The sequence below is a fragment of the Mesorhizobium sp. M1A.F.Ca.IN.020.03.2.1 genome (assembly GCF_004023205.1).
GTDB lineage: Bacteria > Pseudomonadota > Alphaproteobacteria > Rhizobiales > Rhizobiaceae > Mesorhizobium.
Genome location: NZ_RZSV01000335.1, coordinates 1 through 4,521 on the forward strand (window position 1 = coordinate 1; position 4,521 = coordinate 4,521).

The 4,521-nt window shown below is 65.8% G+C and carries 6 protein-coding genes and 1 pseudogene; 1 reads left to right on the forward strand and 6 read right to left on the reverse strand.

Translation table 11 applies throughout. The features are described 5' to 3' along the window. The first annotated feature begins 124 nt into the window (after positions 1-124). Positions 125-1,051 (forward strand): transcriptional regulator GcvA, encoded by a 927-nt coding sequence (gcvA, locus tag EOA79_RS29915; RefSeq protein WP_067322978.1) that lies wholly within the window; start codon positions 125-127, stop codon positions 1,049-1,051. Positions 1,052-1,123: 72 nt separating this feature from the next. On the opposite strand, the gene EOA79_RS29920 is transcribed toward gcvA, so the two are convergent. The 6 genes and pseudogenes from EOA79_RS29920 to EOA79_RS29945 form a co-directional block, all read right to left on the reverse strand. Further along, positions 1,124-1,549, reverse strand: a complete 426-nt coding sequence (locus EOA79_RS29920) for a DUF1761 domain-containing protein (RefSeq protein WP_095826268.1) — start codon at positions 1,547-1,549, stop codon at positions 1,124-1,126. A gap of 50 nt (positions 1,550-1,599) precedes the next feature. Further along, entirely contained in the window at positions 1,600-2,271 is a 672-nt protein-coding gene (locus tag EOA79_RS29925) for a methyltransferase (RefSeq protein WP_095826267.1), read from the reverse strand. Then, positions 2,268-2,693, reverse strand: coding sequence for an EVE domain-containing protein (locus EOA79_RS29930; protein ID WP_127335692.1), 426 nt, complete (start codon positions 2,691-2,693; stop codon positions 2,268-2,270). Before EOA79_RS29930 ends, EOA79_RS29925 begins: the two co-directional genes overlap by 4 nt. 103 nt (positions 2,694-2,796) lie before the next feature. Continuing rightward, positions 2,797-3,093, reverse strand: coding sequence for a YciI-like protein (locus EOA79_RS29935; protein ID WP_066998315.1), 297 nt, complete (start codon positions 3,091-3,093; stop codon positions 2,797-2,799). Positions 3,094-3,110: 17 nt separating this feature from the next. Next, positions 3,111-4,136 (reverse strand): NAD(P)H-dependent glycerol-3-phosphate dehydrogenase, encoded by a 1,026-nt coding sequence (locus EOA79_RS29940; protein ID WP_095826265.1) that lies wholly within the window; start codon positions 4,134-4,136, stop codon positions 3,111-3,113. Beyond that, positions 4,133-4,521, reverse strand: a pseudogene (locus tag EOA79_RS29945) (tRNA (adenosine(37)-N6)-threonylcarbamoyltransferase complex transferase subunit TsaD); the annotation flags it as partial. The pseudogene EOA79_RS29945 and the gene EOA79_RS29940, both read right to left, overlap by 4 nt.

Sequence of the window (4,521 nt, forward strand, 5' to 3'; positions counted from 1 at the left end):
TCCGTGTTCTCCGGATATCAAATCCGGTTTGATGGTTTATCGATGCAGCCATCTTGCCGGATTGAAAAACAAACGGGAAACGAGTAGTTCTTGTCCGATCATCAAGTTTTGTTTGGAGATTGGGATGGCCCGCTTGCTGCCCGGAACGCGTGCGTTGAGGACGTTCGAGGCAGCGGCGAGGCACCTCAATTTCACCCGTGCCGCGGACGAGCTTGGCCTGACGCCGGCGGCGGTCAGCCACCAGATCAAGGAAATAGAGGATCAGCTCGACCTCGTGCTGTTCACGCGCACCAGCCGCACCATGCGGCTGACCGAAGCGGGAAACGTTCTGTTCGAAGCTTCGGTCGATGCGCTTGACCTGCTTGGCCGCGCCGTTACCCGCGCGCGCAAAATGACGAGAGGCACGGCGCTGCTGAAAGTGACGCTCGACGCGCAGTTCGCAACCAAGTGGCTAATGCGGCGCGTCGACGGTTTCCGCCGGCAGAAGCCGGGCGTCGAGTTGCGCTTCGATATTACCTATGAAGTCAGGGATTTCGAGCGGGACGATGTCGATATCGGCATTCGTTTCGGCAGCGGCAAATATCCCGGGCTCTGCGCGCACCGGCTGTTCGAGAACATCATCATCCCCGTCTGCAGCCCGGCGCTGCTCGCCTCAGGCCCGCCGCTGAAGGAGCCGCGCGATCTCTTCCACCATACGCTGGCGCATATCGAATGGTCACGGCAGGGCGTCACTTGGCCGAACTGGAGCATGTGGATGCACGCGGCAGGGGTCGAAGATTTCGACGACAGCCGCACCCTTGTCTTCGGGTCCTCGGCCGACGCCGCGCAGGCGGCGCTCGACGGCAATGCGGTGGCGCTTGCCGACTTCGCCATGGTGGCCAACGACCTTTCGCAAGGGCGGCTGATCCGGCCCTTCGAACTCGGCATCAAGGTCGCGCCGGAGTTCGCCTATTTCCTGGTTTATCCGGAAGCGATGAAGGACGACGCGCGCATCGTCGCCTTCCGCGAATGGCTTCTCGACGAAGTCACGAAAGACGCAGACGCGGGTTAGCGACGCTCCGGACCGCTCTCTCTGTTTATCGGGCGCAATTCCGACGGAACCGTTTCACTTCCTGGAATTGCTCTAGCCTGCCGGCGCGGCCGGCGCGCCGAACCAACCGATCACGGCGCCGATGATGAGCAGCACGCCGAGCCAATGGCCGGCATCGATCAGCGTGAGGTCCCAGCCAAAGCCCTGATAGCGGTGGTTGACCGACAACGTGGTGGCGACGAAGCCAAACCAGAGCACAAAGCCGAAGATCACGCCGGCGAGCGGGTTGGGCTCGCCGCCGGTCATCGCGCCGACCACCAGCGTCATGACCAGCGCCATGACGAGCTCGGCGACGAAGCTGACGATGAACGGAACGGCCAAGCGCTTCATCGTCGCCGGATCGAGCTTTGCCGCCTTCAGCCAGGGCCTGCTCAGGCCCATGTACCAGGCGGCACCGAACAGCCACGCCACGACGGCTGCGGCGATCACCGCCAGCCAGTTCACCGTTGAGAAATCCATAGAATTCCCTCCCGAAAGATGAGCGATGGAATCCCTGTTCGCCGGCTGCGTCAAGCCGAAGCGGCGGAAACCCATCGCCACACGGTCGTGCGCTTGACCTCGGCATCCTCCAGCACGCGCGTCACCGGCACCTGGTAGACGGCGAGCGATCGCAGTCCGGTCTTCGGCAGATAGGCGCGCCCGGGATCGCCGACGAGGATGTCGGCGCCGCGCGCGTTGAGGCTTGTGAACCACGGCGTCAACCTCTCCGCCAAAGGCTTGTCGTAGAAGACATCGCCGGCCAAGACGACGTCCCAGCCGTCATCCGTGCCGATGGAGTCCGCATCCAGGAAATCGGCCTTCACGCCATTGGCTTCCAGGTTGAGGGCGATAACCGTCGCGCAAAAGGGATCGATATCGGCCGCGGTCAGTTCAGCCGCGCCGGCCTTCAAGGCAGCGATGGCGACCATGCCGGAGCCGGAAGCGAAGTCGAGCACGCGTTTGCCCTGCAACGTCGCCGGATGGTCGAGCACATAGCGGGCAAGGCCCTGGCCGCCGGCCCAGGCGAAAGCCCAGAAGGGCGGCGGCAGGCCGATCTCGGCCAGCTCCTCCTCGGTGCGCAGCCAGAGGTCGTGCGCCTCGTCAGCCAGGTGCAGCAGCACTTCCGGCACGTGCGGCGGCGCCATCAGCGCCGTATTGTCGAGGATGAATGTCCTTGCGTTTTTCGGAGTGAGTCTGGTCACGGTGCCGGGTCGAGGCCGGCCATGCGGCAGACTTCTTTCCACTCTGCCGGCGTCACCGGCTGCACGGAAAGCCGGCCAAGCCGCACCAGCGCCATGTCGGCCAGCTTCGGATTGGCCTTGACCTGTTCCAGCGTCACCGGCTTCGGCACGTCCTTGCAGGCGCGGATGTCGACGCATTCCCAGCGTGGATCGTCGGTGGTGGAGTCGGGGTGGACAAGCGCGCAAACCTCGGCGATGCCGACGATGTCGAGGCCTTCATTGGAATGGTAGAAAAAACCGAGATCGCCGATCTGCATGGCTTTCATGTTGTTGCGCGCGGCGTAGTTGCGCACGCCGTCCCACTGCGTGCCGGCCTTGCCCTTCGCCTTCAGCGCCTCGAAGGAAAAGACCGAAGGTTCGGACTTGAACAGCCAGTAGTTCATCTCAGTTGTTCCCTTGCCATTGTCGGTTCGCCACGATTGAAGCCTTGGCGCTCTTCCTTATCGTTTCCCCGTACTCGCGGGGAGCGGGAGCGCCAGCGACCGGTCACGCGGCGGCAGGCTTCTGGAAGACCCAGTTCCATGGACGGATTTCGACGCTTTCGAACAGGCCGGCCTTGGCATAAGGGTCGGCGGCCGCCAGGGCTTGCGCGCCGGCCATGTCGGGCGCCTCGATCATCACCAGGCTTCCGTCAGGCTTGCCGGCAGCGTCGAGGAAGGGACCTGCAAAGGCAAGTCTTCCTTCGCTGATCAGGCCTTCCAGGAACGCCGCATGCGCCGGCCTTGTGTCGGCGCGCAGCTGCAAGCTGCCGGGCTTGTCCTTGCAAATCAACGCAAACAGCATGTTTCAACTCCGAGGCTTCAGATGTCGGTTTCGGTTTTGAGCGGCCGCGTCATCAGCGCCGTCACAGCCTGGCCGATGGTCACCTTGCCATCGAGGATGGCGGCGACCGCGGCAATGATCGGCGCCTCGATGCCGCGCTCGGCGGCGATGCGGGCGGCAATGCCGGCCGTCGGCACACCCTCGGCGAGCGGCAGGCCGGTGAGCTCCTTGCCTTGGCCGAGCGCCAGGCCATAGGCGAAGTTGCGCGACTGCGCCGAGGAACAGGTGAGCAGCAGGTCGCCGAGGCCGGAGAGCCCCATCAGCGTCTCCGGCCTGGCGCCGAAGGCGGCGCCGATGCGGCGCAGCTCGACGAAGCCGCGCGTCACCATGGCGGCCTGGGCGCTGGCGCCAAGCTTGGCTCCGGTGACGGCGCCGGCAGCAATGGCGAAGACGTTCTTCAGCGCGCCGCCGATCTCGACGCCGATGAGATCGTCGCTGGAATAGCAGCGCAGGTTCTCGGCCGAGAAGCGGGCGGCGAGATCGGCCGCCAGTTCTCCGTCGCGGCCGGCCACCACCACGGCCGTCGGCAGGCCGCGCGCGACATCGCTGGCGAAGCTCGGGCCGGAAAGTGCTGCGACCGGATTGTCGGGCAGGTTTTCCTCGACGATCGAGGACAGCAGCGCGCCGGTGTCGCGCTCGATCCCCTTGGCACAGAGGACGAGCGGCACGCCGGATGGCACATGGCCGGCGGCGGCGGTCAGCACCACGCGCAGCGATTGCGCGGGCGTTACCGCCAGCACGCAATTCGCACCGTCGAGCGCAGCAGCGATATCGCTGGTGGCGACGATGCCGGGCTCGATCGCGATGCCGGGCAGATAGTGCGGGTTTTCGCCACGGTCGATCGCGGCGACGGTGTCGGGATCGCGGGCATAGAGGCGGACAAAATGGCCGGCGCGCAGCATGGCGAGCGCCAGCGCCGTGCCCCAGGCGCCGCCGCCAAGCACCGCTACGCGCCAGCCGCTGGGCGCCTTGGCCTGTGCGCCGTTCGTGACCGCGTCAGTCATGCCTTTGCCCCGCGACGGCCCGAGCCGACCAAGGGAGCGGAAACACTGTCCAGCGGCCAGCGCGAGCGCGGCACGAAGTCGGCGGCGCTCGCGTCGGCCATCGCGGCGCGCAGCCGCTCGATGCCGGCCCAGGCGATCATCGCGGCATTGTCGGTGCAAAGCTTTTGCGGCGGCGCGACGAATGCGAAGCCGGCCTTGGAACAGCGCGCCTCCAACGTCGCCTTGATCGTGCGGTTGGCGGCGACGCCGCCGGCGACGACCAGCGCCGGCTTTGCCGTCTCGGGAAATTCCTTGCGGAAACGGGCGAGCGCCCGCGCGACACGGTCGCCCAGCGCATCGGCCACCGCAGCCTGGAAGGAGGCGCAGATGTCGGCGACGTCCTGGT

Bases quoted from the DNA above. Each gene is read 5' to 3' on its own strand.
- EOA79_RS29940 (WP_095826265.1), bottom strand. From the start codon at position 4,136: ATGACTGACGCGGTCACGAACGGCGCACAGGCCAAGGCGCCCAGCGGC.
- EOA79_RS29935 (WP_066998315.1), bottom strand. From the start codon at position 3,093: ATGCTGTTTGCGTTGATTTGCAAGGACAAGCCCGGCAGCTTGCAGCTG.
- EOA79_RS29930 (WP_127335692.1), bottom strand. From the start codon at position 2,693: ATGAACTACTGGCTGTTCAAGTCCGAACCTTCGGTCTTTTCCTTCGAG.
- gcvA (WP_067322978.1), top strand. From the start codon at position 125: ATGGCCCGCTTGCTGCCCGGAACGCGTGCGTTGAGGACGTTCGAGGCA.
- EOA79_RS29920 (WP_095826268.1), bottom strand. From the start codon at position 1,549: ATGGATTTCTCAACGGTGAACTGGCTGGCGGTGATCGCCGCAGCCGTC.